We start from the raw sequence: 25,098 nt of genomic DNA, 5'->3' as shown, positions 1-25,098 counted from the left end.
CACGGCGCGGGATGGAACGGCTTGGAACGCCCCGACAGGTGCAGGACCATCCATCCCGACCCAAGGGGAGACCATGACGTACCTGAGGAGAAGACTGCCGGCGGCGCTGGGCGCGGCGGTCCTGGCCGGCGCCCGCTCGAACGCGCTGCGCCACGGGTTCGCGGCGGGCGAGGTGTTCGAGTCGGCGCTCTCCCAGGACGCGCGCACACACGTGTTCTTCGCCCTGGTCACGGTGAGTTGCGAGGACGCGGCCCGGTAGCGGTCCGAGGTCGGGTGACGCGCCGGGCAACCGGACAAGTCCGGCGCGTTTTACCGTCGTCCGACGTGGGGTTGATCTGGCACTAAGGTGTGCCGCATGAATATAACTACGGAGAGTAGCGTCATGCGTACTCTCAGACACGATGTGCCGGCATCGCTGGTGGTGTTCCTCGTCGCGGTGCCCCTCTCGCTCGGCGTCGCCCTGGCCGCGGGGGCGCCGCTGGCCGCCGGGCTCGTCGCCGCCGCCGTGGGCGGCATCGTCGCCGGGCGCCTGGGCGGCTCGGTGGTGCAGGTCAGCGGCCCGACCGCGAGCCTGACGGTGGTGATCGCCGGTCTGGTGCAGACCTACGGCTGGCGCGCCACCTGCCTGATCACGATCGTGGCCGGCGCCCTTCAGGTGCTGCTCGGCGCGATCAGGGCGGCGCGGGCCGCCCTCGCGGTCTCGCCCGCCGTCGTCCACGGCATGCTCGCCGGGGTCGGCATCATCATCGCGCTCGCCCAGCTGCACGTCGTCCTCGGCGGCAGCCCCGAGCAGTCGCCGTGGGCCAACCTGGCCGCGCTGCCCAGCCAGATCATGGACCTGCACGGCCACAAGGTCATGGTCGGCATCCTCACCATCACGGTCCTGCTGGCCTGGAGCCGGATGCCCAAGCCCGTCCGGGCGATCCCCGCGCCGCTGGCCGCGCTGCTGGCCGCCGCCGTCACCGCCGCGGTGTTCGGCTGGAACGTCACCCGCATCGACCTGTCCGGCGCGATCACCGCGTGGGCGCCTCCGGTGCTGCCGGCCGGCGACTGGCAGCACATCGCCATGGGCGTGGTGCTGGTGGCGCTGGTGGCCGGGGCGGAGTCGCTGCTGTGCTGCGTGGCCACCGACAGCATGCACACCGGCCCCCGCTCCGACCTCGACCGCGAGCTGACCGGCCAGGGCGTGGCCAACATGGTGAGCGGCTTCCTCGGCGGGCTCCCGGTGGCCGGCGTGATCGTGCGCAGCACCACCAACATCCAGGCGGGCGCCCGCACCCGCTGGTCGGCGGTCCTGCACGGCGTCTGGGTCCTGCTGTTCGCCCTCTGCCTGGGCTGGACGATCAAGCTCATCCCGATGGAGGCGCTGGCCGCGCTGCTGGTCTTCATCGGCATCAAGACGATCAGCCTCGGCCACCTCAGGAAGGTCCACGGCCACAACGAGGTGCCCGTCTACGTCATGACCATGTCAGGCGTGATCCTGGTCGGGCTGGCCGAGGGCGTCCTGGCCGGGCTGGCGCTGGCCGCGCTGCTCGCGCTGCGGCGGCTGACCCGCGTGACGGTGGACAAGCGGCAGGAGCCCGGCGGGGTCATGCACGCGACGGTCTCCGGCTCGCTCACCTTCCTGGGCGTGCCCCGGCTGACCCAGGAGCTGCGCGCCATCCCACCCGGCGTCGCCGTCGACCTCGACCTGAACATCGACTTCATGGACAACGCCGCCTTCGACGCGATCCACTCCTGGCGGCTGGACCACGAACGCCTGGGCGGCACGGTCATCATCGACGAGCTGCACGACGAGTGGTACACGATGGCGGCCAGCGGCGGACGCATGTTCCCTGCCAAGAGCCCGCCCAAGGCACCCGGCCGCTGGTGGCTGCCGTGGACCCACCGCGGCCGTCCGCTGTCGGCCACGGCGGCGATCGAGTGCCGGCTCGCCCAGGGCGCGGACGAGTTCCACAAGCGCACGGCCCCGCTGCTGCGGCCCATCTTCACCCAGCTCGCCACCCAGCAGCGGCCCTCCCACCTGTTCATCACCTGCGCCGACTCCCGGGTCGTGCCCAGCCTGATCACCTCCAGCGGGCCCGGCGACCTGTTCACGGTCCGCAACATCGGCAACCTGGTGCCGTGCGCCGGCTCCGAGCCGCACGACGACTCGGTGGCCGCCGCCATCGAGTACGCCACCGGCGTGCTGAACGTGCACACCATCACCGTCTGCGGGCACTCCGGCTGCGGCGCGATGGCGGCGCTGCTGAAGGGCCCGGCCACCACCGAGGGCCTGCCGCAGCTCAGCCGGTGGCTCCGGCACGGCCATCCCAGCCTCGACCGGCTCGGCGAGGGCGGCCACGACACCTCCGCCGAGGACGCCTCGCTCGACGCGCTGTGCCGGCTCAACATCCAGCAGCAGCTGGAGAACCTGCGCACCTACCGCAAGGTCGACGAGCAGGTCAGCGCCGGGCAGCTGTCGCTGGTGGGCCTGTACTTCGAGATCGGCTCGGCGCGGGTGCACCACGTGCCGCCGCGCACCCCCGACGCCCCCGGGTCCGACGGCCCGTTGCCGAGCGAGCCGACCCCGCTGTAGGCGCGTCCCCGCCGCGCCGGTCGGTTCGGCGCGGCGGGATCACACGACGTGGTTGCGCAGGCCCAGTTCCTCCGGATAGGGGGAGAAGTACGTCTGGTCCTCCACGTACGTGGCCGCCTCGCCCCTGGCGTGGTGGCGCAGCAACGTGAGCGGCACGCTCAGCGCCACCCGGTGCGCCGCGTACGAGCCGATGACCTCGACCAGGTCGGCGCGGCGCACCGGGTCGAGCTCGTCCCCGACCATGCCGAGACAGTGTTGCAGCACGTTGACGTTGCGCCCGATCGACGCCTTGACCGCCATCGCCTTCCGGAACGCCGTGCCGTACTCCTCGGCGAGCTCCTCGCGCGGCCGGGTGCCCGCGGCGGCGACCAGGCGGCCGGTCTCGCGGTAGCCGTCGGGAGAGTGGGCGAGCAACTGCATCTTGTGCCGGGCCTGGAAGGCGACCAGGTCGCGGGGCCGCCAGTCGCTCTCCAGCAGCTCGCGCAGCCGCGCGTGGGCGAAGATCCGCTCGACGAACGCCTCCCGCAGGACCGCGTCGTTGAGCCGCCCCTCGTCCTCGACGGGCAGCAGCGGGTGGCCCTCGATCACCGCGTCGGCGAACAGGCCCCGGTTGTTCCGGGTCACCGCGTTGTCCCCGGCGTAGAGCGGGATGCCGTGGATGCCGCAGCTCGGGCTCTTGGCCTTGAACACGTAACCGTCGGCCGCGAGGCGCGGGGAGCGTTCGGCGGCCAGCTCGTCCATGGCGGAGGTGAGGTCGCGGCGGCTCTGCCGGGTCATCAGGCGGGGGCCGGCGGGGGATCGTTCCAGGCGCAGCGTCTCGCGGGGCGCGCCGAGGCCGATCTCCATCTCGGGGCAGATCGGCACCCAGTCCACGAACGGCGCCAGCTCCTGCGTCAGGAAGCGGGCGCGGCTGTGCCCGCCGTTGTGCCGTACGGGCTCGCCGAGCAGGCAGCTCGACACCGCCACCCGCGGCCTGCCCCAACCATGCGCCTCAGCCATTCCTGACAGATGCCCACCACAGGCGTCCGCACGCCACGGAGATTTGTCGCAACCAGGGCGTAGCGTTCAGGCATGACGAATGCGCACATTCCGCTTGATGGCGAGCAGTGGCAGCCTGGGGACCTCGTCGTCGACGCCGACGGCGGCCTGTTCACGCGCGCGAGTGCGCAGGACCAGGCCGACGGCGTGCCGTGGGGGCGTCCGCGGCACACCGCCCGGCACGCCGACGGGAGCACCCACGTGCCGGAGGGCGAGGCGGGGGAGCAGGTGCCCGCCCGTCCGCTGACGCTGTTGCTCCGGGACGGGCGGCCGGTGCTGCCCGCCGTACCGGCCGACGCGGCGACGGTGCTCGGCACGCAGGCCCGGCAGACCGCCGCGCTGGCCGGGGTCGGCGGCCTGTTCCTGGCCGCCACCGCCTTCGACCCGGACGGCGCCGGCGACCCGAGGGCGGCCCGGCTGCGCGCGGACCTGCTGGATCACGTGGTGGTGGTCGACGACGCGGAGGAGCTGGCGGCGATGTTCGGCGGCGCGGCCGACGGGCTGCTCGTCGAGCTGGCGGAATGGCACCGGCGCAGCGTGGGCGAAACCGCCTGACCGACGCCCCCGGCCGACCTGCTGGTCACCGGCGACAAGATCACCGCGCGGCTGGTCTTCCGCGGCCACTTCACCGGCACGTTCGACGGCGTCCGGGGCAAGGGGCAGAGCGTCGACTTCAACGCCATCGACATCCAGCACGTCGGCGCCGACAAGATCGTCGAGGACTGGCACATCGAGGACAACGAGACGCTGCTGCACCAGCTCGGGGTCAACTCCCCGTCGAAGCGCTAGTTCTCGTACGGGCCGGAGGGGTTGAGTGCGGCCACGACCTGGTCGTAGTCGCCGCGCGCCTCGCCGTACCGCAGGAACTTCACCCGCTCGACCTGGATCTCCTTCGCGTCCGGCCGGCTCTTCAGCAGCTCCACGACCTCCGCCACGAACTCCTCCAGAGGCATCGCGGACTCGACGAACTCCGCGCCGGGCAGCAGCGAGGTGCGCACGGCCGGCGGTTCGAGCTCCACGACCTTCACCGACGTGTCGGCGAGCTGCAGCCGGATCGACTCGCTGAGCATGTGGATGGCCGCCTTCGAGGCGTTGTAGCTCGGCGTGATCTTCAGCGGCGCGAACGCCAGCCCCGAGGAGACGGTGATGATCGTCGCGTCCGGACGCGTCCGCAGGTGCTCGATGAACGCGGCGATGAGCCGGATCGGTCCCAGCACGTTGGTCGTCACGGTCTCCTCGGCCGTGGCGAGGAAGGTCGCGGGGGCGTGCCAGTCCTCGACGCGCATGATCCCCGCCATCGTGACCAGGACGTTGAGATCAGGGTGCCTGGCCAGGAGCTCCTTCGCGGCCGACTCGACGCTCGCGGCGTCCGCGGTGTCGATCCGCACGGTGTCGATGCCCGGGTGCTCGGCCGCGATCCGCTCCAGCAGGTCGGCGCGCCGCCCGCCGACCATGTCACCGGCCAGCCTCGAAGTCATGCCCCGTCTCCCGCCATCGTGCTCGGCACGGACAGTTGATCAGGGTACAGCCGCCGTCATCGGTGCATGCCCTTTCGCCGCACCCGGTGCGGAGACGGCGAGGCGGGGCTTCTCCCGGTACGGCAGAGCCTCACCTGCCCGCCGTCCGTTCCGCGACCCCCCAGAACCACTCGATCTTGGCCGCGTTCCTGCGCTCCTCGATCCATTCGCCGAAGATCCGGCGTTCGACGAGGTCGCGTACGGTGTCGTCGAGCACGGCCGGCCGCACCGCCAGGACCTTGACCAGCAGGTGCCCGCCCTCCACGGGGAACGGCCCGGCGACCGTCCCGGGAGGGGCCCCGAAGATCCGTTCCGCCGTCTCCCCGTCGAGGTCGCCCCGGCGGAGGGTGGCGAACACCTCGCCCGGACGGGCGCTGCCGTCGGCGAAGGCCCGCTCGACCGTGTCGAGGAACCCGGCCGCGTCGGGCACGGCCGGTTCCGTGACGAACACCGCCCGCGCGACGCGGGCGACGTCGAGCTCGCGGCCGTGCTCGGCGAACCAGTCCTCCACCCGGTCCGCGGCCACCCGCGAGCGCAGCGCGGCGACGGCGGCCTCAAGGGCGACCAGCTCCTCCAGCTCCTGGTGGGAGATGTGGTTGCGGTCCATCCAGGCCCGGGTCGCGTCCCCGGTCAGCAGGCCGCGAGCGCGGCGGAAGGCGTCCATCGCCTCCTGCAGCGCGGCGTCGCTCAGCGGTTCGCGCGTCTCCTCCAGTTCCTCGCGTACGAGGCTGTCGGCGACGAGCCGGTCGGTCAGCGCGGACTCGTCCCAGATGAAGTCCAGGCAGGCGATCGCCCTGGCCACGGGCGTCTCGATGCCGTTGACCCGGAGCAGCAGGTGCTCGCCCGCGCGGTGCACGCCGCGCAACGGCCACGGCAGGGCCCGGTCGGCGCACCAGGACAGCGAGATCGTGGCGCCGTCGCCGTCCTTGATGAGCAGGGCGTGGTGCAGCGATCCGTCGAACTCCTCGCGCTGGGCGACCAGGCGCGTCCGGGCGCGAGGGTACGCCGCGCGGAACCCCTCCAGGCCGCGCTCGGGCGCGCCCGAGCTGAGCAGGCCGACCGCGTCGGCGAGCATCGGCCCGTACGTCATCGTTTCACTCCGCTCTTGAGCAGTTCGCCGATCGCCGCGCTGATCGGCAGCCCGGTCGCGTCCTCGATCCACAGGAACTGGCCGTTCGGGTTGATCTCCAGGAAGACGTGGCGGCCGTCCGGCGTGACGATCAGGTCGATCGCGCCGTAGGTCAGCCCGAGCCGCTCGACCAGCTCCAGGCAGCGCCGGGCCACCTCGCCGGGCAGGTCGTGCGGCAGGACGGGCGTGGCGCCCGGGTCGTAGTGCCGCCAGTCGTAGCGTGTGTGGTTGCTGACCTGCGAGTGGATCTCCGCCGCGAAGAGCTCGCCGCCCACCACCGTCACCCGCACCTCGACCCGCTTGGGGACGTACGCCTGGACGATGATCGGGCACAGGCGCAGCGCGTCGGCATGGGCGAGGTCCGCCGGGGTCACGGGCGCGGCGAACCGCCCGAACCGCTCACCGCCCGCCTCCAGCTGATTGCCGTGCACGGGCTTGGTGATCACCCGGCCTTCGTGCCGGTCGTAGAAGTCGAGGAAGGACTCGGGATCGTTCGTGATCAGCGTCTCGGGCAGTTCGAAGCCCAGCTGCCTGGCCACTTCGAGCTGGTACGGCTTGCGCCCCGCCCGGTCGATGACCGGCCTGGATGCCGGGACCTTGAGGCATCCCAGGCCGTCCCACAGACTCTCGGCCATGACGCGGCACTCCTCCTCGACGTGGTCGCGGGCGACGGTCAGAGGGTGGGTCACCGGATTCCCCGGACGGCGGTACCAGATCGCGGTCAGCTCGTCGAGGACGAGACGGCGTCCGTCGCGGCTGAGGGTCCGGACGGTCGAGCCGTCCCCCGGGTGGCCGATCTGCAAGGTGGCGGCGGTGGGGAACCGCGCGGGGTCGAAGACGGTGACGTCCGCCCCGGCGAGCGTCCCCACGACTCGTTCGGCGTGCTCGTCTCCGTCGCAGGTCAGTACGAGGATCATCAGCGTGGTTCCGGTCGGGGGGCGCGACCTGGGGCACGCCCCCCGCGGCGCACTAGTTGCTGTCGCCGGAGGTGTGCGAGTGGCCACCGTGGATCACGATGACCTGGCTCTTGGCGCCGCCGCTCACCTGGAGCAGCTGGCCCTCGTCGAGCTCAGCGCCCAACGCCGCGATGTCGTCGAGGCTGGTGCGCGTCTTCCCCATGTTCATTCCCGCCCTTTTGTCTGCATGGGGAGCCGGATGCGCCCCATCGCGTGGAACACGTTAGAGAGGCGGTTCCCGGGGCGTCGTCCGTCGCGTGGATGATCAGCTGTCATCCTGCGGGCGGAGAAGGGTGCACGACGACGCTCCCGCGAGGTTCGCCCGTGCCCCGGCGCGGTAGTCGTCGACGAGTCGTTCGCCCGTGGCATGGGCCGTCGCCGTCCAGCCGAGCAGGACGGCGACGAACACACCGCCGAGACCGAGGAGGCAGGTCACACGAGGAAGGCGTAGACGTGGGGACTGCACGACGTCGAACCTAGGCCGGGCGTCGCCGGCCGACATCACCCCAAGGTGTGAGACGGCACCCACCCGGCGGGATGGAATCCTAGCCGGGCAGATCGTTGCGACCCACGAGCCCGTTCTCGTAGGCGTGGATCACCGCGTGCACGCGGTCGCGCAGGTCCAGCTTCTGCAGGATGGCCCGGACGTGCGACTTCACCGTGTTCTCGCTCAGCACCAGCTCCGCGCAGATCTCGCTGTTGGACCTGCCGCGGGCGAGCAGGCCGAAGATCTCGACCTCGCGCGGGGTGAGGCCGTCCAGGGCCGCCGTCCTCCGCATCGGCACCTGGCGGACGAGGTCGAGGATCGTCGCGGCCACCCCCGGGGCCAGCGCCGACGTCCCCGAGGCGACGTCACACACGGCCTGGGCCAGGGCGGCGGGCCGGACGTCCTTGGTCAGGTAGCCGCTCGCGCCGGCCCGGACGGCGGCCACGACCAGTTCGTCGTCGTCGAACGTCGTCAGCATGAGCACCCGGGTCGCCGGTGCGATCCTGACGATCTCCGCCGTGGCGGCGACCCCGTCCATGCGCGGCATGCGGATGTCCATCAGCACCACGTCGAGGCGGTGCCGACGGACGACCTCGATCGCGTCGCCGCCGTTCGCGACGTCGTGGGTGACCTCGATGCGTTCGTCGGCCGACAGCACCGTACGGAGCGAGGCCCGCAGCAGCTCCTGGTCGTCGACGAGCATGACGCGGATCCCGGTCATGCGCCCTCCTTCGTGGGGAGCCGCGCCCGCAGCACCCATCCGTCGTCCCCGTCGTCGATCGACAGGGTGCCGCCCGCGGTACGCACCCGTTCCTCGATCCCCATCAAGCCGGTCCCCTGGTTGCCGGCGTCCCGGAGCGCCTCGCCGCCGTCGTCGCGCACCTCCACGGCCAGCTCGGCCGGGGTCCAGCGCAGGCGCACGGTCACTTCGACCGGCGGTTCGAGGTGGCGCAGCGCGTTGGTGATGCCCTCCTGCACGGTGCGGACCGCCGCGACCTCGGCACTCAGGCTCAGCGGCCGTCGCTCACCCACCTCGGCGTACGTCACCGCGTGGAGCGGGCTCGCCGCCGAGGCCACGAGGTCGGGGAGGGCGTCGAGCGAGATCGGGACCTGCCCGGGCCGGGCACCGGCGCGTAGCGCCGCGCTGGACGGGCCCAGGGTGGCCAGCATCGCCCGCAGACCTTGGTGGGCGTCCCGCCCGGCCTCGGCGATGTCGCCCAGTTCGCGGCGGGTCGCCGGATCCGCCGTCGTCACCGCCGCGGCCTCGATCCGCGCGACCATGACGGTGACCGTGTGGGCGATCACGTCGTGCAGGTCGCGGCGGATGCTGGCGCGTTCGTCCGCGACCGCGGCGGCCAGCCGTCCGCTCTCGGCGCGCCGGTCGGCCTCGTGCCTGCGACGTACCAGCAGGGCCGCGAGCCACACACCGCCGACCACGAGCATCAGCAGCCCGCCCTCGACCAGGCGCGTCCACACGGGGGTGTCAGGGGGCAGCCGGGCCCAGGTCACCAGCTCGGTGAGGACGATCCCGAGCACGGCGACGGCCAACGCGACCACCGAGGACCTGACCGGGACCAGGCCGGTCAGCCGCCACAACGCGAGCGGGAAGCAGACAGCCGAGGGCAGCATGCTCGGTGACCAGGCCAGGGAGGGCATCAACACCAGGACGAGCATCGCCAGCGCGCCGATCGCGTACCCCACCCACGGCCGGCGATGGACCACCAGCGCTCCCACGTGGAGCAGGACGGCAGCGCCCACCGCGGCGACGATCTGCCACAGGTCCGCGCCGAGGTGCCGTACGCCCGCCAGGATGATCAGCGTCAGGAGCGCCAGGACCGCGTGCACCGCCACCGTCGTCGGCGGCCACGTGCTCCGGAGCTGGGAGGCTGTCACGGTCGTCGCCTTCCGGTGGGCTCGTGGTGGGGAGCCGTGCCCGGCTCGACGTGCCACAGGATAGGCCAGCGGCGGGCAGGGCGATCCTGTCGCCCCACCGAACCCGCCGCCGCCCCGTCGGCGAGCTGCTCCGCCGCGACGCCGGTGCGGGATCGCCCCGCCGTCGCGGCCGCGACGACCTCGCCCGACCGGGCCGAGCATCGAGGTGGTTTGTGCCCCAACCCGGTGAGTTCTCCGGATCAGTACGATCCTGCTAGCCTGATCGCCGTTTCTGCCGGAAAGCGGCAGCCGAGACGATCGTGTGACCGGGGGCCGACTGACGATGGGCGCGGAAGAGGACTTCTTGCAGGTCGGCGCCGAGCTGGCCGACCTGGGTGTGCAGATCTCCAGGATGATGGGCCGCCCGGCACTCAAGGATCAGGCGGGGAAGGTGTTCGCGAGCCTGCAGCGTGACGGCGCGATGGTGTTCCGGCTGGTCAGGGACACCCCTGAGCACGCGGACGCGCTCGCGCTGGCGGGGGCGTCCCTGTTCGACCCCACGGGACGGGGCAGGGTCGTCAAGGACTGGGTGGTCGTGCCGCACTCCTCGGCCGAGCAGTGGACGGATCTGGCCGAGGCCGCCCTCAGCCGTCCCCGCTGACCTCCAGGTCGCAGGCGTGGTTTCCCGGCGTACCCCACGTTGATCTTCTTCCACATCGACAGCGCCAGGAAGTACCTGGTCGACGCGAAGAAGGAGAACGACGACGCCGCGGTGCGGCAGGAGTGCGTCGGGCAACTGCGACTCCTCCGGAGCCATCCCGATCTCCAGAACGAGGCTCACACGATCAGCCTGCTGATCACGCGGGCCTGGATGTACGAGATCACGACGGCGGACCTCCAGCGGGAGGTCAGGAACTGGCAGGAGAAGGCGGACAAGACCAGGACGTGATCCTGCCCGCTCCTCGGCCGTAGCCGCCCCGGGCCACGACGCCCCGGGCGAACAGCCATGCCACCGATCACGGGCGGTCGGGGCCGCCGACCGAGCGGCCCCGACCGCGTCGTGCCCCAGCCGCGCCAGACCGTGCCTCCCGTCCGAGCGGCGTGTCCACCGACGGTAGTCATATCACCTGACTCGATAAAAATGACAACGAGGCATTGCTGATATCTTAGCTCGCTCGTACTGTGATCCCAGTCGCTGTTGAACGAAGGAGATCCAGTGCCCCCCAGTCACGATCCTCGACCGGCCGGCTGGCGAGTCGGCGCCGACATCGGCGGCACCTTCACCGATGTCATCGCGCTGGGCCCGGGCGGCGAGGTCGTACCGATGAAGGTCCTGTCCACCCCGCCCGACTACGGCGCCGGCGTGGTGGCGGCGACCACCGGCGTGCTTGCCCTGGCCGGGGCCCGGCCGGCGGCCGTGGTCGCGATGTTGCACGGCACGACCGTGGCGACCAACGCGATCCTGTCGATGAACGGCGTCCGCACGGCGGTCGTCACCACCCGCGGGTTCCGCGACGTGCTGGAGATCGGGCGGCTGCGCCGGCCGGTGCTCTACGACCTGTCATGGTCCAAGCCCGAGCCCCTGGCCCGGCGGCGGCACCGGTACGAACTCGGCCAGCGGATCACCGCCGACGGCCGCCTCGACCCACCGGCTGGCGACGACGAGGTCCGCACGCTGGCCGCGCGCCTGCGCGCGGACGGGATCGAAGCGGTGGCCGTGTGCCTGATCAACTCCTATGTCCGCCCCGACGAGGAGCGGCGGGTCGCCGGCCTGCTGCGGGCCGAACTGCCCGGCGTGTACGTCACGGCCTCGGTCGACGTCTCGCCGCAGCCGCACGAGTTCGAGCGCATGAGCACCGCGACGGTCAACGCCTACGTCGGCCCCACCGTGCACGGCTACCTCACCCGTCTGGAAGCGGGGTTGCGGGCCGAGCAGGTGAGCGCGCCCCTGCTGGTCATGCAGTCCAGCGGCGGGCTGCTGGACGCGGCCTCCGTCGCGCGGCGCCCGGTGCAGATCATCGAGTCCGGTCCCGCGGCCGGCGTCACCGCCGTGCAGAAGCTCGCCCAGCTGATCGGCCTGTCCACGGTGGTCGCGTTCGACATGGGAGGGACCACGGCGAAGGCGTCCCTGATCGAGCACGGCGAACCGTTCGTCTCGGCCGACTACGAGGTCGGCGGGGGCATGAACGGCGCCCGCGGCCTCAGCTCCGGCGCCGGGTACCCGGTGCGGGCGCCGTCCATCGACATCGCCGAGGTCGGATCCGGAGGCGGCAGCATCATCTCCGTCGACGCGGCGGGCGCGCTGCACGTGGGGCCCGTCAGCGCGGGCTCGCGCCCCGGCCCCGCCTGCTACGGCCAGGGCGGTGAGCTGCCCACCCTGACCGACGCCAACGTGACGCTCGGATACCTCAGCCCGGACGCGCTCGCCGGCGGACGCGTGCCGATTCACCCGCAGCTCGCCGTGAAGGCGCTCTCGCCGGTGGCCGAACGGCTCGGTGAGGACGTGGCGGGCGCCGCGCGCGGCGCGTACCAGGTGGCGGTGTCGAGCATGACGACCGCGGTCAAGGCGGTGACCAGCGAACGGGGCCGTGACCCGCGGGAGGCCACCATGGTCGCCTTCGGCGGCGCGGGCCCCCTCTACGCCGCCGCCCTGGCCCGCGAGCTGGGCATCTCGACCGTGATCGTGCCCGTGTACCCGGGCCTGTTCAGCAGCCTCGGCCTGCTCGTGGCCGACACCGAACGCCAGGAGCTCACCCCGTACCGGCCGGGGTTCGCCGACGTGAGCGCGCTCGCCGCGGAGTTCGCGCGGCTGTCCGCCCAGGTGCGCGAGGAACTGGGCGCGGAGGCCGTCGTGGACCGGCTCCTGGACATGCGCTACCGCGGCCAGCGCTTCGAACTGCGGATCCGGGTGCCCGACGGCGACCTCACCGAGGACCTGCTCGCCGAGACGCGGGCCCGTTTCCACGCCGAGCACCGGCGCACCTACGGCCGGGCCGGCACGGACGAGCTGGTGGAGCTGGTCAACCTCCGGGTACGCGGCCGGCTCCCCACCCCGGTGTCCATCGCCGACGTGCTGAGCCTTCCCCTCGCCGCCGCCGGTGAGCCCACCACCCGCGAGTGCCGGTTCGCCGAGACCGTGCCCACGCTCGTCGTGGGACGGTCCGACCTCGGCCACGAACCGGTCGAGGGGCCGATGGTCATCGAGGACATGGACGCCACCACCCTCGTCCCGCCGGGCGCCCTGGTACACCGCGACCGGCTCAACAACATCGTCATCACCTGGAGCGCCTCATGATCCGCGACGCCGTGACCTTCGAGGTCTTCCGCAACGCCGTCACCGGGATCGCCGACGAGATGGCGATCACGATCCTGCGCACGGCGCACTCGCAGCTCGTCGCGTCCAGCATGGACTTCTCCGCCGCGCTGTGCGACGCCCGGGGCCGGGTGATCGCCCAGGCCAACACCCTGCCGGTGCACCTGGGGTCCATCCCGGACGCGATGGAGGCGATCCTCGACGAGTTCGGCGACCGGATCCGGCCAGGGGACGTCTACCTGCTCAACGACCCGTCCCTGGGCGGCATGCACCTGCCCGACATCTTCGCCGTCGCCCCGGTGTTCACCGGGGAGGCCCTCCTGGGGTTCGCGGTCACCGTCGTCAACCACACCGACGTCGGGGGCTGGGCGGCCGGTTCGATGGCCGTGCAGTCGACGAGCATCTTCGCCGAAGGGGTGCAGATCCCGCCGTCGTGCCTGGTCGAGGCGGGCACCGTGAACGAGACGTTCCTGGGGCTGATCCTGCGCAACGTCCGCGAACCCGAGTTGCTGCGCGGCGACCTCGAATCCCAGCTCGCGGCCTGCCACACCGGGGCCGAAGGGCTGCGCGCGCTCGCGGCGCGGCACGGCGTCGAACGGCTCGCCACCCTCATCGACGAGCTGCTCGACTACTCCGAGACCCTGCTGCGCGCCGCGCTCGCCGAGGCCGTGCCCGGCGCCTACGAGTTCCTCGACCACATCGACGACGACGGTCTCGGCTCCGGGCCGATCCCGATCCGGGTGAAGGTCACGCTGTCCGGGTCCGGGATCGAGCTCGACTTCACCGGCTCCTCGCCGCAGGTCGACTCCGCGCTCAACGCGACGGCCTCCTTCACCCGTTCGGCCGCCTACGCCGCGCTGCAGGGCGTGCTCGCCTCCGACATCCCGGCCAACAGCGGCTTCTACCGGCCGTTCACGTTCGTCATCCCGGAAGCCTCCATCCTCAACGGGCGGCGTCCGTCCGCGCGCGGCGCCCGCGGGCTCGTCGGCTTCCGGATCATCGACGCGGTGCTCGGGGCGCTCGCCCCGGTGTTCCCCGCCCGGGTGCCGGCCGCCGGGGAAGGCGGACCCGACGGGATCGCGATCGGCCTCGTCGGGCCGGACGGGGAGTCCATGGTGTTGTGGGACCCCCTGGCCGGGGCGTGGGGCGCCCGTCCCGACCGCGACGGCGTGGACGGGATCAGCTCCCTGGGCGCGAACCTGACCAACACGCCGGTCGAGGAGCTGGAACGCTCCGGCCACATCCGCATCGACGGTTACGGCTACCTCCCCGACAGCGGCGGAGCGGGCCGCTGGCGCGGTGGCCTGGCGACCTTCCGCGACATGACGCTTCTGGCGCCCGAGGCCAGGGTGCAGATCAGGTCCGACCGGCGGAAGTTCCTGCCGTACGGGCTGGACGGCGGCGCCCAGGGAACCCCCTCGCTGAACGTGCTCGACCGCGGCGGCCCCGGTGAACGCGTGCTGGAGTCCAAACCGCACTTCGTGATGACCGCCGGAACCCGCCACCGGCACGTGACCGCCGGCGGCGGCGGGCACGGCGTCCCCTTCGAGCGCCTCCCGGAACTGGTCCTCGAAGACGTCCTCGACGGCAAGGTGACCCCCGAGGGCGCCGAACGGGACTACGGCGTCGTGATCTCCGCGGACGGCCTGATCGACGCGGACGCCACAGCCGGCCTGCGAGGCCGGGCGCGCTGAAAGACCGCCACCCCACCCCCCAGATCGATTGGAACCCCCCATGAGTTCGAACCTCGCGACCCCCGAGAGCACCGTCCCACCCCGCACCTGGCGCAAGGTGGGCATCCGGATCATGCCGCTGGTCGGCCTCGCCTACGTGGCGAGCTACATCGACCGCGCCAACGTCGGTTACATCGCCGCCCCCATGTCCCGCGACATGGGCCTCAGCAGCAGCCAGATCGGCCTGGCCGCCGGACTGTTCTTCATCGGCTACGTCCTGTTCGAAGTGCCGAGCAACATGATGCTCAGCCGGTTCGGCGCGCGGAAGTGGATCGCGCGGATCATGATCACGTGGGGGCTGGTCACGGCGGCGACCGCGGCCGTCAACTCCCCGGCCGCGCTGTTCGTCGCGCGGCTCCTGCTCGGGTTCGCCGAAGCCGGCCTGGCCGCCGGGATCCTGCTCTATCTGACGTTCTGGTTCCCGCGCCGCCAGCGTTCCTGGGCGCTGTCGGCCTTCATCCTGATGATCCCGCTGTCCTCGATCATCGGCTCTCCGCTGGCCGCCGCGCTGCTGCAGTGGGGGCAGGGCGTGTTCGGTATCGCGGGCTGGCGGGCGCTGTTCCTGGTCGAGGGCGTCCTGACGGTCGTGGTCAGCGTCCTGATCTTCGTCTTCCTGCCCGACCGTCCGGCCGACGCGCGCTGGCTCGACGACGAGGAGAAGGCCGCCATCAAGCACATCCTCGCCGCCGAGGCCGCCGAGCAGCGCGCCCGCGGCGCGCTCACCGGGCTGCGCCAGGCGCTGACCAGCGGCCGGGTCTGGGCGATGGCCGTGACCTGGTTCTCCATCGCGTTCGGGCTCTATCCGCTGCAGTTCTTCCTGCCCACGATGATCAAGTCCATCACGCAGAGCGTCGGTCACTCCGCCGACGTCAGCAGCGTCCTGCTGTCCGCGATCCCCTACGTGGTGGCCGCGCTCGCCATCGTCGCCTGGGCCCGCGTCGCCGCGCGCTGGACGGCGGTCACGGCCACGGCCGTGCCGATGGCCGTCGGCGCGGCGGGGCTGCTGCTGGCGACCTTCACCAGCAGCGGCACGCTGTTCGTGCTCGCCGTCTGCATGAGCGTCGCCGGGATCATCACCGCGATGCCGCAGTTCTGGCGCATTCCGGCGATCGGCCTGACCGAGGCGGCCGCCGCCTCCGGCATCGCACTGATCAACTCGGTCAGCAATGTCAGCGGGTTCGTCGGTCCCTACTTCACCGGGACCATCGCGTCCGCGACCGGCAGCTTCACGTACGCGCTGCTGGCCATCGCGATCATCATGGTCGCCGGCCTGGCCGTCCTGCTCACCACGGGACGCCGGATGGAGCGCCTGGACGGGAGCCTGTCGTGAACGCCGCGTTGCTGGACCGGCTGAGGGCCGAGCTCGGCGAACGCCGGGCGACCACCGGGCTGCGCCGCGACCTCGTGGTCTCGGGCGCCCAGGGGCCGACGCTCGTCGTGGGCGGCGAGCGGCTGGTGAACTTCGCCTCCAACGACTACCTCGGGCTCGCCGGCGACCCGGAGGTCCTCGACGCGGCCCGGCGGGCGCTGCGCGAGACGGGGCTCGGGGTGGCGGCGGGACGGGTGCTCTGCGGCACGCGGGCGATCCACGGCGAGCTGGAGGCGGCCATCGCCGAACTGGTCGGCGCCGAGGACGCCGTGCTCCACCACTCGTGCTTCGACGCGAACCTCGGCCTCTTCGACGCCCTGACCGGCCCGCGGGACGTCGTCCTCAGCGACGCGCTCAACCACGCCAGCCTGATCGACGGCATCCGCCTCACCCGCGCCCGTCGGCGCGTCTTCGCCCACGCCGACCTCGACGAGCTCGAACGCCTCCTCATCGAGTGCGCGGACGCGCGCCACCGGCTCATCGTCACCGACGGCGTCTTCAGCATGGACGGCGACGTCGCCGCACTGCCCCGGCTCTGCGAGCTGGCCGAGCGCCACGACGCGGTGCTCGTGGTCGACGACTCGCACGCCACGGGTGTGCTGGGCGCGACCGGCGCGGGCACCGCCGAGCACTTCGGGCTGCGGGGCCGCGTCGACGTGCTGACGGGCACGCTCGGCAAGGCGCTGGGCGGCGGGGCCGGAGGCTTCGTCGCCGGCGACCGTGCGGTGGTCGAGACGCTGCGCCAGGTCTCGCGGCCCTACATCTTCACCAACGCGATGGCTCCCGCGCTGGCCGTGGCGGCGCTGACGGCGATCCGCATCGCCCGGGCGCGTCCCGATCTGCGCGAACGCCTGGCCGCCAACACCGCCTGGCTCCGCGGGGCGTTGCGCGATCTCGGCTACGAGGTGCCGCCCGGACAGCATCCGATCATCCCCGTGATGCTGCGCGGCGGCACGCTGGCCTCCGACGTGGCGGCGGCGCTGCGCCGCGAGGGCGTGCTCGTCTTCGCGCTCTCCCATCCGGTCGTCCCGGCCGGCGAGGAGCGGATCCGGGTACAGGTCTCGGCCGCGCACACGGCCGGCCAGCTCGAACGGGCGGCAGCCGCGTTCGGCCGCGCGCGTGCCGTCCTGGCGGGGTCATGAGCGCCGCCGAGGGGTTGCGAGCGCCGACCGGTGCCGACGGGCGCGAGCTGGCGGGCCGGGTCGCGGTCGTGACCGGCGGGGCCGGTGGCATGGGCCTGGCGGCGGCGCACGCGCTGGCCCGCCGCGGTGCGACCGTCGCGGTGTTCGATCCCGCCGCGCCGGACCCCGGCGAGCTGGCGGCGACGCTGGAGGTGACGGCGGACCGCCTCCGGTCGGTCGCGGTGGACGTCACGGACGGGGACCAGGTCCAGCGCGCGTTCGCCGAGCTGCTGGCGGAGCGGTCGCGGCTGGACATCCTGGTCAACGCCGCGGGCGTCGCACCGCCGACCGCGTTCGAGGACATCACCCAGGCCGAGTGGGAGCGGGTGCTCGCGGTCAACGTGCTCGGGACGTTCCTGTGCTGCCGGCAGGCGCTGCCCGCGATGCGCGGCGGAGGCTGGGGCCGGATCGTCAACTTCTCCTCCACCGCCGGCAAGACCATCAGCACCGCGGGCGGCGCTCATTACACGACGGCCAAGCACGGCGTCCTCGGGCTCACCCGGCACCTGGCCAAGGACTGCGGACGCGACGGGATCACGGTGAACGCCGTCTGCCCGGGGCTCATCGACACCCCGATGGCCCGCGCCCTGCTGCCCGGCCAGGCGCTCGAACAGGCCACCCGGTCCTTCCCGGTGCCCCGCGTCGGGCAGCCCTGGGAGGTCGCCGAGCTCGTCGCGTTCCTCGCCTCGGACCGGGCGGCGTACATCACCGGGGCGGCCATCGACATCAACGGCGGCGACCTCATCGTCTGACGCGGCGCCGCCGGACACCCGCAACCAGCACTTCCACGAGAAGGTGAACCCTCTGTGAGCACAAGGACAGTCAGGATGATCCAGCACCGGATCGACGGCCGCGAGAGCGCCGGCGAGTCGATCCGCACCGCCCCGGTATGGAACCCCGCGACCGGCGCGCATCAGGCCGACGTGCTGCTGGCCGAGCCCGCCGACGTCGACGCCGCGGTGCGGGCGGCGCGGGCCGCCCTGCCGGGCTGGGCCGACACCTCCGTCATGCGGCGGTCGCGGCTGATGTTCGCCTTCCGCAACCTGGTCGACAAGCACCTGGACGACCTGGCGCGGCTGGTCTCCGCCGAGCACGGCAAGGTCCTCGACGACGCCAGAGGCGAGCTCGTCCGCGGCCTGGAGGTGATCGACTTCGCCTGCGGGATCCCGCAACTGCTCAAGGGGGAGTACTCCGACCAGGTCTCGACCGACGTCGACCTGTTCTCCTTCCGGCAGCCGCTCGGCGTCTGCGCCGGGATCACGCCGTTCAACTTCCCGGCGATGGTCCCGCTGTGGATGCATCCGATCGCGATCGCGACCGGCAACACGTTCGTGCTCAAGCCCTCCGAACGCGACCCGTCGGCGGCCAACCTCATCGCCGACCTCTACGCCGAAGCCGGTCTGCCCGACGGCGTCTTCAACGTCGTCCACGGCGACAAGGTCGCGGTCGACGCGATCCTCGACCACCCGGACGTCGCCGCGGTGTCGTTCGTCGGCTCGACGCCGGTCGCGCGGTACGTCCACGAGCGCGCGACCGCCGGCGGCAAGCGGGTGCAGGCGCTCGGCGGCGCCAAGAACCACGCCGTCGTGCTGCCCGACGCCGACCTCGACCACGCCGCCGACCATCTGGTCGCGGCCGCGTACGGCTCGGCGGGCCAGCGCTGCATGGCGATCTCGGTCGCCGTCGCGGTCGGCGACGTGGCCGAGCCGCTCGTCAAGCTGATGCGCGAGAAGGCGCAGGCGATCAAGGTCGGACCGGGACTGGAGGCCGGGTCCGAGATGGGCCCGGTCGTGTCGGCGGAGGCGCTCGAACGGATCAGGGGCTACATCGGCTCAGGCGTCGCCGCGGGCGCCGACCTCGTGCTCGACGGGCGCGCGCCCGACATCGAGGGCGACGGCTTCTTCGTCGGCCCGACGCTGTTCGACCACGTCACACCGGACATGGACGTCTACCGCGACGAGATCTTCGGCCCCGTGCTCGTCGTCGTGCGCGCCGGCTCGCTCGCGGAGGCGATCGACCTGATCAACGCCAACAACCTGGCCAACGGCACGGCGATCTTCACCACGGGCGGCCACGCGGCCCGCCTGTTCCAGCGATCCGTGCAGGTCGGGATGATCGGGGTCAACGTGCCGATCCCGGTGCCGATGGCGTTCCACTCCTTCGGCGGCTGGAAGGAGTCGTTGTTCGGCGCCCACCACATGCACGGCCCGGAGGGCGTCGCGTTCTACACGCGGGCGAAGGCCGTCACCACCCGGTGGCCGGAGGAGAGGGCGGACGGCCCGCGCCGGCGCGGCGACCTCTCCTTCCCGACGGCGGTCTGACCGCACGACCCGGCCCCCGACCGGCCTCGCGCCGCACCCCGGGGGCTCGGCCGCGCCCGTCAGACCGGCGGGCGCGAGACGGGCAGCTCGATGTGCGCCCGGCTCACGGACGTGCTCTTCGCCAGAACCTGCAGCAGGTCGCGGCGCACACGCTCGCACCGCGCGCGCATCGCGTCCCGGGCGGCGTCGGCGTCCCGCGCGCGCAGCCCCTCGAAGACGGCCGCCAGCTCGCCGGGCGGGCTCGCGATGCCGGGATCGATCAACGCGGCCATCCGCAGCACCCGTTCCAGCTCGTCGAGCACGTCGACGATCGACTTGCCGAGACGAGGGTTGCCGCTGAAGTTGGCGATGATGCCCTCGAACTCGATGCCGGCCTGGAGCGACTCCTCCTGATCGGCCTCGCCCGCCGCGAGCGCGAGGGGCACCTCGGACAGGGCCTGGAGCCGTTCGAGCGCGGGCGCCGTGACGCCGAGGCGCGCCGCGGCGGCGGCCGCCTCGCCCGACAGCAGCGTCCGCAGGGCGCACAGGGCGTCGGTGTCCTGGAGCGTGATCGGGCTGACGACGTAGCCTGCGCGCGGCAGCGCGGTCACGAGCCCGTCGCGCCTCAACCGGGCCAGGGCCTCGCGCACCGGCGTCTTGCTGATGCGCCATTGCTCGGCGAGCGACGTCTCGGTGAAGCTGCTGCCGGGAGGGAGCGTCAGGTCGATGATCTGGCGCCTGATCGCCCGATAGGCCTGGCTCGTGCGGTCGAGGCCGGTCTCGTCCCTGCCGACCAGCAGCAGCGCGGGGATGTGCGGCGTTCCGCTGACCACGCCATGGATGTCGGACATCCCGCCAGGATATCAACTGGGAGCGTTGATACAGCAGCTCGTCCGACATGTGGCGATAAGAGATATTAATTCTTGTTGTTGATATCTCAATATGTCATGCTTTGTCCATGCAGCGACGCACCTCGAAATCCTGGGTCCTCCCCGCCGCGAGCGACTTCCCGGCGCTGGGTGCGATGAGCACGCGCGCCCGCGCGGAGCGGAGCGCACGCGACGGCGTGCGGATGCTCCCGCTCGTGGGCGCCCCGATCCTGCCCATGCCCGAGCACGTACGGCGGGCGGTCGCGGGCGCGATGGACCGGCCCGACCCGCGCGACACCCGCGGCCTGCCGGAACTGCGGGCCGCGATCGCCGCCGAACTGGAGCGCGAGCACGGCCTGCGCGTCGATCCCGAGCGCCGCCTGCTGATCACCCACGGGGCGATGCAGGGGCTCTCCCTCGTGCTGCGCACGGTGCTCGCCCCGGGCGACGAGGTGATCGTGCCGACGCCCACCTACTTCTTCGACGGCGCCGTCCGCGAGGCCGGCGCGACGCCCGTCCGCGTCCCGTCCCGCGAGAGCGACGGCTGGGCGATCGACCTGGACGGCCTGGAGGCCGCCGTCACCAGCCGCAGCCGGGCCGTGCTGCTGTGCAACCCGACCAACCCGACGGGCTACCTCCCCGACGCCGCGACCCTCGCCGCCGTGGTCGACCTGGCCGCGCGCCACGGGCTCCTCGTCATCTCCGACGACTCCTGGCAGCACTTCACCTACGACGGCCACCGGTACCACCCGGTGGAGGCGTTCGCCGACCGCTGGCCGCACCTGGTCACCGTCACCAGCCTCAGCAAGTACTACGCGCTGGCGAGCTGGCGGCTCGGCTACGTCCTGGCGCCGCCGCCGATCGTCGACGCGCTCAACCGCCGCTTCGAGTGGGAGGCGGTCTGTTGCGGAGTGGTTCCGCAGCGGGCCGCGGTCGCCGCCCTCACCGGCCCCCGCGACTGGCTCGACCAGGCGCTCTCCGCCTACCAGGCCAAGCGCGACCTCGTCTGCGACGGCATCGCCGCCGGGGGCCTCACCCCGCCCGTACGGCCCATGGGCGGCGCCTTCCTGCTCGCCGACTGCTCGCGCCTCGGCGACGACCCGGCCGCCATCGACCGCGCACTCCTGCGGAACGGCATCGCGACGGTACGCGGCGCCGACATGCACGCCCCCGGCACACACGTCCGCATCACGTTCGGCTCGGACGAGCGCACGCTCGGCGAACTGGTCCGCGCCCTCGGACGGGCTCGCCGGGAGTCCTGACGTCCCGGCGCGCGCCGGGGGCACGGGCGGGTCAGGCCGTGGGGGCCCGGCCTGGGACGCGGGCGCGCTTCATGCGCAGGCGGACCTGGGACGAGGCGCTGGTCTGGGTGATGACGAACTCGTCGCAGAGCCGGCGCATCACCCACAGGCCGTAACCGCCCGGTCCCGCCTGGGGACGGACCTCGGGGCAGGCGTCGGGCCGCAGGCGGCCCGCCTGGTCGCCGACGTCGACGGTGAGGAAGTCGTCGTCGGCCCAGATGCGCACCCAACCGGCCCCGCCCGCGTGGTCGAGGACGTTGGTGACGGCCTCGTTGGCGGCGAGCGCGAGGTCGTCACCGCGCTGGGAGGCGAGCCCGGCCTGCAGCGCGTGACGGCGGACGAGATCCCGCAGCGCCGCGAGGTCGCGGCTGATCGGCCAGCTCGCCGCGGCGCCGGGGGAAGGCTCGGACATCGGCCCCTCCTACCCCGAAATCACACACCGTGTGCCCATGATGACATCGACTCGGTCGTGCGCGCAGGCCAAGCGGAGACAGAAAGGGCTGGTCCATCCTGCCCGAATCGCGGCTTCCGCGCCATGCCCGACCAGGGAAGTGTCCCGGAACCGGGCCGCTGACCCAAATCCCGCGGTGAGGGCCCGGAAATTAGCAACGTTCCAAATAGGGTGATTTATCAGAAAAGCGGGCCCGGCTGCTTGATCTTGCTCCATCGTTGGCGAGGCAACGCGGCTCCGCTGCGGCGGAGGCGCTCCGAAAGCCAAGGGAGTTCCATGCTCAACCGATATCGGGCCCTGCCGGCCGCGGTGGCGATGCTCGCCGCGCTGGCGGGCGCGGCCGTCGCCGCGCCCGCGTGGGCGTCCGCCGTCGCACCCCTCACCGTGACGTTCGCCGCCACGGAGGACGTGTTCATCAGCCAGGCCGAGCCGGCGAAGAGCTTCGCCACCGCGACCTGGGTGAGCGTCTGCGGCGCGGCGTGCGGCAGCGCGGCCGCGGGCCAGCGGGTCGGCCTGACCCGCTTCAAGGTCACCGGGATCCCGGAGGACGCCGAGGACGTCAAGGTCACGCTGGACGTCGTCTCCGCCAGGACGACGGACACCACCGTGTCGGTCCGCCCCGTCACGGGCTCCTGGACGGAGGCCGCCACGACCTGGAACACCCGTCCCGAGTTCGGCGCCGCGGCCGTGGCCTCGCACACCGGCTTCACCGCCGGGACGACGGCCAAGCTGGACGTGTCCGCCGCGGTCAAGGGCGACGGCACGTACGCCTTCGCGCTCACCGGCACCGACGCCACCGCGACCGTGCTGATGTCCTCGCGCGAGACCGGGAACCGCGGCCCGAAGCTCACGATCACCTACACCGAGGGCGGCGGTCAGCAGACCGCCGGGCCGCTGCCGTTCGTCCTGCCGGGGACGGAGACCCTGCGCGGCTCGGCCAAGAAGGTGTTCGCGCACTACTTCACCCCGTATCCGGTGTCGCTGGACAACCAGGCCCCGGCGAGTGACTACTACGCCAGGAACTACCTCAAGCCGGACGGCGAGAGCGGCAAGCACGCCGCCTACGGCGGGCTGCTGCGCGACCGGCCGATCGGGCGCGACCCGATCAGCGGCGACTACGCGGTGGCCGACTTCAAGACCGAGGTCAAGCAGGCCGTCGCGGCCGGCCTGGACGGCTTCACCGTCGACATCCTGTCGATCACCAGCGCCCACTGGACGCGGGTGCAGAACCTGATCAAGGCGGCCGAGGCCGTGGACCCCGGGTTCAAGATCGTGCTGATGCCCGACACGAACGGCCTGGCCTCGGTGGACAGCGCCGCGTTCGCCACCGCGATGGCGAAGCTGGCCGCCTCGAAGTCGGTCTACCGGCTCGCCGACGACCGCCTGGTGGTGGCGCCGTTCAAGGCCGAGGGGCGCACCGCCGCCTGGTGGGCGGCCTGGATGAAGACCATGGAGACCGAGCACGGCATCAAGGTCGCCCTGGGCGGCAACATCGACCGTGCGCACGGCATGGGCAAGATCTGGATGCAGCCGGTGTCGGTCCAGGACGAACGCCCCAACCAGGGCGTCTTCGACGAGGCGGGCAACACCGAGAACCTGCGGGCGACGTGGAAGGGCGCGATCGACGGCAAGGCCGACTGGGTCCAGCTCACGACCTGGAACGACTACTCGGAGAACACGCAGTTCGCGCCGTCCAGGAACGCCGGCTGGACGTACCTGGACATCAACGCCTACTACCTGACCTGCTACAAGCTCGGCTGCCCGAAGATCACGAACGACTCGGCGTACCTGACCCACCGGGTCCAGCCGGTCGCGGCCAAGCCGTCCTTCGCGCAGACCAAGCTCATGGCGCTGCGCGGCGGCAGCACGGCCGCGCGTGACACGGTCGAGGTGCTGACCATGCTGACGGCGCCGGGCAAGGTGTTGGTGACGGTCGGCGGCACGACGCAGAGCTACGACGCGCCCGCCGGCGTGTCGGCCAAGACGTTCCCGCTGAAGGCGGGGGCCGCGTCGGCGACGGTCACCAGGGGGTCGGCGACGGCGGCCAAGGTGGTCTCGCCGTACCCGGTCACCGCGACGCCGTACGTGCAGGACCTGCACTACCGCGCGGCCTCCAGCGAACGCTGACCGCGTGCCTCCGGGCCCGCGCCGGGGACGCGGGCCCGGACCCCGCTCGTCCGGTCAGTCGCCGCAGGCGGCGGCGACGGCCCGGGGGTCCCAGTAGAAGGGGCGGCACTCCAGCATGCGCCCGTCCCGTACGGTGATCACCTGCATGATCAGGGTGTCGACCTCTCGCCCGGTGGCGCGGGCACGGAAGCGCACCCGGTTGCGCACGACGACCGTGTCCTCGTCCCCCCAGTGCCGCTGCTCCAGGAACTCCATCGACTCCCACGTCTCGCCGAAGACGGCCAGGAACCGCTCCATCCCCGCGTGCCCCCGCCACTCCCCGGTCCCGGTGAACGGCAACCCCGGAGCCTGGTGCAGCACGACCTCGGGGTCCAGCAGGGCGGCGACGGGCGCGTAGTCCGCTCTGCCGTGACCGCCCGCGGCCACGTACGCCGCCTCGGCCGCGTAGAACCTCTCCATGACCGACCAAGCGTCGGACGTCCTCGTCATGTTCATGAGGGGAGCATCCCGCGTGTCCATGGCGGGTCGCTGGCGCGAATCGGACGTCTCATGGCGGGAATCCGGCTCGGGGAGTTGACGAGCCCGCCCTGCTGTGAAAAGCTGAAGGCGGCACCGAGGTTGACACTCATAGTAAATGTGGACATTCGTTTCTCAGTTGGGTTATGCTGCTGCCTCGCGCTGCCTCTCGACGCCCCGGATCTCGGTCCGGGCGTTTGGCGTGCGCGCAGTTCGATTCCATCCGTGCCCTCCGGAAGGACAACTGTTGGCAGCCTCGCGCAACCCCTCCGCCGTACCCGCTGGTCCCCGTCGCGTTTCTTTCGCGCGTATCCAGGAGCCCCTCGAAGTTCCTGACCTTCTCGCTCTGCAGACCGAGTCG

The 25,098-nt window shown here is 72.3% G+C and carries 25 protein-coding genes; 14 read left to right on the top strand and 11 right to left on the bottom strand.

Annotation, left to right across the window (positions count from 1 at the left end):
* Window positions 1-73: 73 nt before the first annotated feature.
* Both ACIHAD_RS44560 and ACIHAD_RS44555 read left to right on the top strand, forming a co-directional pair.
* Window positions 74-259, top strand: coding sequence for a hypothetical protein (locus tag ACIHAD_RS44560; protein ID WP_397360905.1), 186 nt, complete (start codon window positions 74-76; stop codon window positions 257-259).
* A gap of 123 nt (window positions 260-382) precedes the next feature.
* Entirely contained in the window at window positions 383-2,578 is a 2,196-nt protein-coding gene (locus tag ACIHAD_RS44555) for a SulP family inorganic anion transporter (protein WP_397360904.1), read from the top strand.
* A 39-nt stretch (window positions 2,579-2,617) separates the two neighbouring features.
* Here the strand turns inward: ACIHAD_RS44555 and ACIHAD_RS44550 are convergent, their stop codons facing one another.
* Window positions 2,618-3,577, bottom strand: coding sequence for a YbgA family protein (locus ACIHAD_RS44550; RefSeq protein WP_397360903.1), 960 nt, complete (start codon window positions 3,575-3,577; stop codon window positions 2,618-2,620).
* Window positions 3,578-3,649: 72 nt separating this feature from the next.
* Here ACIHAD_RS44550 and ACIHAD_RS44545 point away from each other — a divergent pair, with 72 nt between their 5' ends.
* A complete protein-coding gene (locus ACIHAD_RS44545; RefSeq protein ID WP_397360902.1) occupies window positions 3,650-4,171 on the top strand; it encodes a hypothetical protein in 522 nt (173 codons plus the stop codon).
* 18 nt (window positions 4,172-4,189) lie between these two features.
* Window positions 4,190-4,405 (top strand): ester cyclase, encoded by a 216-nt coding sequence (locus ACIHAD_RS44540; RefSeq protein ID WP_397360957.1) that lies wholly within the window; start codon window positions 4,190-4,192, stop codon window positions 4,403-4,405.
* Here the strand turns inward: ACIHAD_RS44540 and ACIHAD_RS44535 are convergent.
* The 7 genes from ACIHAD_RS44535 to ACIHAD_RS44505 all read right to left on the bottom strand — a co-directional run bounded on the left by ACIHAD_RS44535 (window position 4,402) and on the right by ACIHAD_RS44505 (window position 9,598).
* Complete coding sequence (locus tag ACIHAD_RS44535; RefSeq protein WP_397360901.1) at window positions 4,402-5,094, bottom strand: SDR family oxidoreductase; 693 nt, start codon at window positions 5,092-5,094, stop codon at window positions 4,402-4,404. The genes ACIHAD_RS44540 and ACIHAD_RS44535 overlap by 4 nt on opposite strands.
* A 130-nt stretch (window positions 5,095-5,224) precedes the next feature.
* Window positions 5,225-6,223, bottom strand: coding sequence for a TIGR04500 family putative peptide maturation system protein (locus tag ACIHAD_RS44530; RefSeq protein WP_397360900.1), 999 nt, complete (start codon window positions 6,221-6,223; stop codon window positions 5,225-5,227).
* Window positions 6,220-7,179 (bottom strand): MvdC/MvdD family ATP grasp protein, encoded by a 960-nt coding sequence (locus ACIHAD_RS44525; protein WP_397360899.1) that lies wholly within the window; start codon window positions 7,177-7,179, stop codon window positions 6,220-6,222. The genes ACIHAD_RS44530 and ACIHAD_RS44525 overlap by 4 nt, the downstream gene beginning before the upstream one ends.
* Window positions 7,180-7,231: 52 nt before the next feature.
* Entirely contained in the window at window positions 7,232-7,381 is a 150-nt protein-coding gene (locus ACIHAD_RS44520) for a hypothetical protein (RefSeq protein ID WP_397360898.1), read from the bottom strand.
* Between the two features lie 102 nt (window positions 7,382-7,483).
* Window positions 7,484-7,654, bottom strand: coding sequence for a hypothetical protein (locus ACIHAD_RS44515; protein WP_397360897.1), 171 nt, complete (start codon window positions 7,652-7,654; stop codon window positions 7,484-7,486).
* A gap of 109 nt (window positions 7,655-7,763) precedes the next feature.
* Window positions 7,764-8,426: a response regulator gene (locus tag ACIHAD_RS44510; RefSeq protein WP_397360896.1), complete on the bottom strand. Its 663-nt coding sequence runs from the start codon at window positions 8,424-8,426 to the stop codon at window positions 7,764-7,766.
* Window positions 8,423-9,598, bottom strand: a complete 1,176-nt coding sequence (locus ACIHAD_RS44505; protein ID WP_397360895.1) for a sensor histidine kinase — start codon at window positions 9,596-9,598, stop codon at window positions 8,423-8,425. The genes ACIHAD_RS44510 and ACIHAD_RS44505 overlap by 4 nt, the downstream gene beginning before the upstream one ends.
* 301 nt (window positions 9,599-9,899) lie before the next feature.
* Here ACIHAD_RS44505 and ACIHAD_RS44500 point away from each other — a divergent pair, with 301 nt between their 5' ends.
* The 8 genes from ACIHAD_RS44500 (at window position 9,900) to ACIHAD_RS44465 (ending at window position 19,494) form a co-directional block, all read left to right on the top strand.
* Window positions 9,900-10,238: a hypothetical protein gene (locus ACIHAD_RS44500; protein WP_397360894.1), complete on the top strand. Its 339-nt coding sequence runs from the start codon at window positions 9,900-9,902 to the stop codon at window positions 10,236-10,238.
* A 39-nt stretch (window positions 10,239-10,277) separates the two neighbouring features.
* The gene (locus ACIHAD_RS44495; RefSeq protein WP_397360893.1) at window positions 10,278-10,526 is read left to right on the top strand and encodes a hypothetical protein; all 249 of its coding nucleotides are present in this window, start codon (window positions 10,278-10,280) and stop codon (window positions 10,524-10,526) included.
* Window positions 10,527-10,793: 267 nt separating this feature from the next.
* The gene (locus ACIHAD_RS44490; protein ID WP_397360892.1) at window positions 10,794-12,872 is read left to right on the top strand and encodes a hydantoinase/oxoprolinase family protein; all 2,079 of its coding nucleotides are present in this window, start codon (window positions 10,794-10,796) and stop codon (window positions 12,870-12,872) included.
* Entirely contained in the window at window positions 12,869-14,584 is a 1,716-nt protein-coding gene (locus ACIHAD_RS44485; RefSeq protein ID WP_397360891.1) for a hydantoinase B/oxoprolinase family protein, read from the top strand. Before ACIHAD_RS44490 ends, ACIHAD_RS44485 begins: the two co-directional genes overlap by 4 nt.
* 40 nt (window positions 14,585-14,624) lie before the next feature.
* Complete coding sequence (locus ACIHAD_RS44480) at window positions 14,625-15,953, top strand: MFS transporter (RefSeq protein ID WP_397360890.1); 1,329 nt, start codon at window positions 14,625-14,627, stop codon at window positions 15,951-15,953.
* Entirely contained in the window at window positions 15,950-17,134 is a 1,185-nt protein-coding gene (locus ACIHAD_RS44475; protein WP_397360889.1) for a glycine C-acetyltransferase, read from the top strand. The genes ACIHAD_RS44480 and ACIHAD_RS44475 overlap by 4 nt, the downstream gene beginning before the upstream one ends.
* Window positions 17,131-17,925: an SDR family NAD(P)-dependent oxidoreductase gene (locus tag ACIHAD_RS44470; RefSeq protein ID WP_397360888.1), complete on the top strand. Its 795-nt coding sequence runs from the start codon at window positions 17,131-17,133 to the stop codon at window positions 17,923-17,925. Before ACIHAD_RS44475 ends, ACIHAD_RS44470 begins: the two co-directional genes overlap by 4 nt.
* A gap of 75 nt (window positions 17,926-18,000) precedes the next feature.
* Window positions 18,001-19,494, top strand: a complete 1,494-nt coding sequence (locus ACIHAD_RS44465) for a CoA-acylating methylmalonate-semialdehyde dehydrogenase (protein WP_397360887.1) — start codon at window positions 18,001-18,003, stop codon at window positions 19,492-19,494.
* 59 nt (window positions 19,495-19,553) lie between these two features.
* On the opposite strand, the gene ACIHAD_RS44460 is transcribed toward ACIHAD_RS44465, so the two are convergent.
* Complete coding sequence (locus tag ACIHAD_RS44460) at window positions 19,554-20,324, bottom strand: GntR family transcriptional regulator (RefSeq protein WP_397360886.1); 771 nt, start codon at window positions 20,322-20,324, stop codon at window positions 19,554-19,556.
* Between the two features lie 107 nt (window positions 20,325-20,431).
* Between ACIHAD_RS44460 and ACIHAD_RS44455 the strand changes: the two genes are divergently transcribed.
* Window positions 20,432-21,604: a pyridoxal phosphate-dependent aminotransferase gene (locus tag ACIHAD_RS44455; protein ID WP_397360885.1), complete on the top strand. Its 1,173-nt coding sequence runs from the start codon at window positions 20,432-20,434 to the stop codon at window positions 21,602-21,604.
* Window positions 21,605-21,635: 31 nt separating this feature from the next.
* Here ACIHAD_RS44455 and ACIHAD_RS44450 read toward each other — a convergent pair whose 3' ends face one another.
* Window positions 21,636-22,055, bottom strand: a complete 420-nt coding sequence (locus ACIHAD_RS44450; RefSeq protein WP_397360884.1) for an ATP-binding protein — start codon at window positions 22,053-22,055, stop codon at window positions 21,636-21,638.
* 315 nt (window positions 22,056-22,370) lie between these two features.
* On the opposite strand from ACIHAD_RS44450, the gene ACIHAD_RS44445 reads away from it, so the two are divergent.
* Window positions 22,371-24,221, top strand: a complete 1,851-nt coding sequence (locus tag ACIHAD_RS44445) for an endo-1,3-alpha-glucanase family glycosylhydrolase (protein ID WP_397360883.1) — start codon at window positions 22,371-22,373, stop codon at window positions 24,219-24,221.
* 54 nt (window positions 24,222-24,275) lie between these two features.
* Here the strand turns inward: ACIHAD_RS44445 and ACIHAD_RS44440 are convergent, their stop codons facing one another.
* Window positions 24,276-24,710 carry a nuclear transport factor 2 family protein gene (locus ACIHAD_RS44440; RefSeq protein ID WP_397360882.1) on the bottom strand — a complete coding sequence of 145 codons (435 nt, stop codon included), beginning with the start codon at window positions 24,708-24,710 and terminating at the stop codon, window positions 24,276-24,278.
* Between the last annotated feature and the right edge of the window lie 388 nt (window positions 24,711-25,098).

This window comes from Nonomuraea sp. NPDC052265 (assembly GCF_044547985.1).
Lineage (GTDB): Bacteria > Actinomycetota > Actinomycetes > Streptosporangiales > Streptosporangiaceae > Nonomuraea.
Note: the sequence above shows the minus strand (reverse complement) of the source record. Positions and strands in the feature narration are given on the sequence as shown.

Bases quoted from the DNA above. Each gene is read 5' to 3' on its own strand.
- ACIHAD_RS44560 (WP_397360905.1), top strand. From the start codon at position 74: ATGACGTACCTGAGGAGAAGACTGCCGGCGGCGCTGGGCGCGGCGGTC.
- ACIHAD_RS44555 (WP_397360904.1), top strand. From the start codon at position 383: ATGCGTACTCTCAGACACGATGTGCCGGCATCGCTGGTGGTGTTCCTC.
- ACIHAD_RS44550 (WP_397360903.1), bottom strand. From the start codon at position 3,577: ATGGCTGAGGCGCATGGTTGGGGCAGGCCGCGGGTGGCGGTGTCGAGC.
- ACIHAD_RS44545 (WP_397360902.1), top strand. From the start codon at position 3,650: ATGACGAATGCGCACATTCCGCTTGATGGCGAGCAGTGGCAGCCTGGG.
- ACIHAD_RS44535 (WP_397360901.1), bottom strand. From the start codon at position 5,094: ATGACTTCGAGGCTGGCCGGTGACATGGTCGGCGGGCGGCGCGCCGAC.
- ACIHAD_RS44530 (WP_397360900.1), bottom strand. From the start codon at position 6,223: ATGACGTACGGGCCGATGCTCGCCGACGCGGTCGGCCTGCTCAGCTCG.
- ACIHAD_RS44525 (WP_397360899.1), bottom strand. From the start codon at position 7,179: ATGATCCTCGTACTGACCTGCGACGGAGACGAGCACGCCGAACGAGTC.
- ACIHAD_RS44520 (WP_397360898.1), bottom strand. From the start codon at position 7,381: ATGGGGAAGACGCGCACCAGCCTCGACGACATCGCGGCGTTGGGCGCT.
- ACIHAD_RS44510 (WP_397360896.1), bottom strand. From the start codon at position 8,426: ATGACCGGGATCCGCGTCATGCTCGTCGACGACCAGGAGCTGCTGCGG.
- ACIHAD_RS44485 (WP_397360891.1), top strand. From the start codon at position 12,869: ATGATCCGCGACGCCGTGACCTTCGAGGTCTTCCGCAACGCCGTCACC.
- ACIHAD_RS44480 (WP_397360890.1), top strand. From the start codon at position 14,625: ATGAGTTCGAACCTCGCGACCCCCGAGAGCACCGTCCCACCCCGCACC.
- ACIHAD_RS44470 (WP_397360888.1), top strand. From the start codon at position 17,131: ATGAGCGCCGCCGAGGGGTTGCGAGCGCCGACCGGTGCCGACGGGCGC.
- ACIHAD_RS44465 (WP_397360887.1), top strand. From the start codon at position 18,001: ATGATCCAGCACCGGATCGACGGCCGCGAGAGCGCCGGCGAGTCGATC.
- ACIHAD_RS44460 (WP_397360886.1), bottom strand. From the start codon at position 20,324: ATGTCCGACATCCATGGCGTGGTCAGCGGAACGCCGCACATCCCCGCG.
- ACIHAD_RS44455 (WP_397360885.1), top strand. From the start codon at position 20,432: ATGCAGCGACGCACCTCGAAATCCTGGGTCCTCCCCGCCGCGAGCGAC.
- ACIHAD_RS44450 (WP_397360884.1), bottom strand. From the start codon at position 22,055: ATGTCCGAGCCTTCCCCCGGCGCCGCGGCGAGCTGGCCGATCAGCCGC.
- ACIHAD_RS44445 (WP_397360883.1), top strand. From the start codon at position 22,371: ATGCTCAACCGATATCGGGCCCTGCCGGCCGCGGTGGCGATGCTCGCC.
- ACIHAD_RS44440 (WP_397360882.1), bottom strand. From the start codon at position 24,710: ATGACGAGGACGTCCGACGCTTGGTCGGTCATGGAGAGGTTCTACGCG.